At 63.4% G+C, this 2599-nt stretch carries 5 protein-coding genes; all 5 read right to left on the minus strand.

The window, feature by feature from the left end; genetic code table 11:
• The coding region (locus ENZ75_RS27995) for a hypothetical protein (protein WP_128278478.1) at nt 1-237 on the minus strand (237 nt) is incomplete at its 3' end.
• Nucleotides 227-1315 carry a tRNA preQ1(34) S-adenosylmethionine ribosyltransferase-isomerase QueA gene (queA, locus tag ENZ75_RS28000; RefSeq protein ID WP_063167941.1) on the minus strand — a complete coding sequence of 363 codons (1089 nt, stop codon included), beginning with the start codon at nt 1313-1315 and terminating at the stop codon, nt 227-229. The genes queA and ENZ75_RS27995, both read right to left, overlap by 11 nt.
• Nucleotides 1315-1764 carry a DMT family transporter gene (locus tag ENZ75_RS28005; RefSeq protein WP_013531824.1) on the minus strand — a complete coding sequence of 150 codons (450 nt, stop codon included), beginning with the start codon at nt 1762-1764 and terminating at the stop codon, nt 1315-1317. Before ENZ75_RS28005 ends, queA begins: the two co-directional genes overlap by 1 nt.
• Nucleotides 1765-1776: 12 nt before the next feature.
• Entirely contained in the window at nt 1777-2289 is a 513-nt protein-coding gene (locus ENZ75_RS28010) for a peptidylprolyl isomerase (RefSeq protein ID WP_013531825.1), read from the minus strand.
• 40 nt (nt 2290-2329) lie between these two features.
• A partial coding sequence (locus ENZ75_RS28015; protein ID WP_206617115.1) for a peptidylprolyl isomerase occupies nt 2330-2599 on the minus strand: 270 nt, incomplete at its 5' end.

Below are 2599 nucleotides of genomic sequence, written 5' to 3' on the forward strand. Positions count from 1 at the left end.
GTCCGGCGCCTGCTTGTCGAGCGACTGGCGGTAGTGGATGCAGCCGCGCATGAATTTTGGCCAGGGCGGCACGGCGATCGATGGTTCGGTTTTTTCCGGCAGCAGGTCCCACAGATCGGGGTGATGCCAGCACAATTCATGGCCGGTGGAATCGCGGTGCTGGCGAATGCCGGCGCGCAGTTTTTTCACTTCCGCGATCAGCGCATCGCGGTCAAAGGCTTGCAGATCATCGTCCATCGCTCGTCTCCGCTCGGAAAAGCAGGCTTGCGTCGCCATAGGAATAGAATCTGTAACGGTTCTCGATCGCATGGGCATAGGCCGCGCGCATCGTGTCGAGGCCGCTGAAGGCCGAAACCAGCATGAACAGAGTCGAGCGCGGCAGATGGAAATTGGTCATCAGCATGTCGGCGGTGCGAAAACAGTAGCCGGGCGTGATGAAGATATCGGTCGGGCCGGACCACGCAGCCAGAGTACCGTCCTCACGCGCCGCACTCTCCAGCAGACGCAGCGAGGTCGTGCCGACAGCAACGATGCGCCCGCCCCTTGCTCTTGCGGCATTCAGGGCGTCCGCAGTGGCTTCGCTGACCGACCCGGTCTCGGCATGCATCTTGTGGTCGGCGGTGTCGTCCGCCTTGACCGGCAGGAACGTACCGGCGCCGACATGCAAGGTGACGAAGCGGCGTTCGACGCCTTTGGCGTCAAGCGCTGCAAAAAGCTCCGGCGTGAAATGCAGGCCCGCTGTCGGAGCCGCGACGGCGCCTTCCTCGCTTGCATAGATGGTCTGGTAATCGGCCCGGTCGCGTTCGTCGTCGTCGCGTTTCGAGGCGATATAGGGCGGCAGCGGAATATGGCCTACCGCGTGCAGCGCCTCGTCGAGGAACGGCCCCGACAGGTCGAAGCCAAGCAGCGCCTCGCCGCCCTCGCCTTTCTCGATCACCGTGGCGTCGAGCTGACCGAGGAAACAGGAATTGCCGTCATGGCCGAAATGGATGCGGTCGCCGGCGGCAATGCGCTTGCCCGGCCTCATGAAGGCCAGCCAGCGGTCCGGCGCCATGCGCATATGCAGCGTGGCTTCGACCTGCGCCGTCGCCTCGCCCCGCCGCCTTATGCCTTTGAGCTGCGCCGGAATGACTTTGGTGTCGTTGAACACCAGCACGTCGCCGGCCCTGAGCAAGGACGGCAGGTCGCCAACCGTCCGGTCCTCGAGCCCTTCGCCGGGCTTGACCAGAAGCATCTTGGCGCTGTCACGCGGCTGCGCCGGGCGGAGCGCGATGCGCTCCTCCGGCAAGTCGAAGTCAAAGACATCGACGCGCATCAGTAGAGCCGGACGAGCAGCGCTCCGGCCAAGAGCAGCACCGCGCCGGCAACGCGGCCGAGCGAGATTTCACGCACCGCGACGCCGAGGAAGCCGACGCGGTCGATGAGCATGCCGGCCAGCAACTGGCCGGCGACCAGAAACGCCATCAGCGCGGCAGCACCTATGCGTGGCGTCAGGATCGTCGACAGCGTGACATAGAAACCGCCGAGCATGCCGCCGGCCACGAACAGCCAGGGCGCCGGCGCTTTCCAGTCGAGCGAGATGCCTTGCAGCTTCACCACCGTAACGGAGATAATGCCGAGCACGATCGCGCCCGACAGGAACGAAAACGCAGCCGCCGCGACTGGGAGACCCAGGCCGCGCGCCAGCTGCGAATTGATCGGCGCCTGAATGGCAATGAAGGCGCCGGATAGGATGCCGAGAAGCGACCAGACGACGCCCATCATTGTCGTTTGCCCTTACTTGACGTCGGCCGCGACCTTCAGCGACACGATCTTGTCGGGATCCTGCACCGGCTCGCCGCGCTTGATCTTGTCGACATTGTCCATGCCTTCGATGACCTGGCCCCAGACCGTGTACTGGCGGTTGAGGAAGGCGGCATCGTCGAAGCAGATGAAGAACTGCGAATTGGCCGAGTTCGGGTTCTGCGAACGGGCCATCGAGCAGGTGCCGCGGCCATGGTTGGCGTTGGAAAATTCGGCCTTCAGGTCCGGCTTCTCAGAGCCGCCCATGCCCGCGCGGGACGGCGCGAAGGAAGGCTTGCTCGAATTGCCGAACTTGACGTCGCCGGTCTGGGCCATGAAGCCTTCGATGACGCGGTGGAAGACCACGCCGTCATAGGCGCCTTCCCTAGCCAGTTCCTTGATGCGGGAGACGTGGCCCGGCGCCAGGTCGGGGAAAAGTTCGATGACGACCGTGCCCTTGGTCGTTTCCATGATGAGCGCGTTCTCGCGGTCCTTGATTTCGGCCATGTCAGATATCCTTTTGAGAAAACAGAGTTATTTGACAATTTTACTTGTCTGCGGCGATGCGCACCTTGATCATCCGGTCGGGGTCGGAGACCGTGCCGTTATCCGCCTGGTCGCCCTTCTTGATGTGATCCACCAGTTCCATGCCGCTGACGACATTGCCGACGATGGTGTACTGGCCGTCGAGCGGCGGTGCCGGAGCGAACATGATGAAGAACTGCGAATTGGCCGAATTGGGGTCCTGCGAGCGGGCCATGCCGACCACGCCGCGCTTGTAATGTTCGGTCTGCGAGAATTCGGCCGGCAGGTCGGG

The organism is Mesorhizobium sp. M7A.F.Ca.CA.002.04.1.1 (genome assembly GCF_004022805.1).
GTDB classification, from domain to species: Bacteria; Pseudomonadota; Alphaproteobacteria; order Rhizobiales; family Rhizobiaceae; genus Mesorhizobium; species Mesorhizobium ciceri.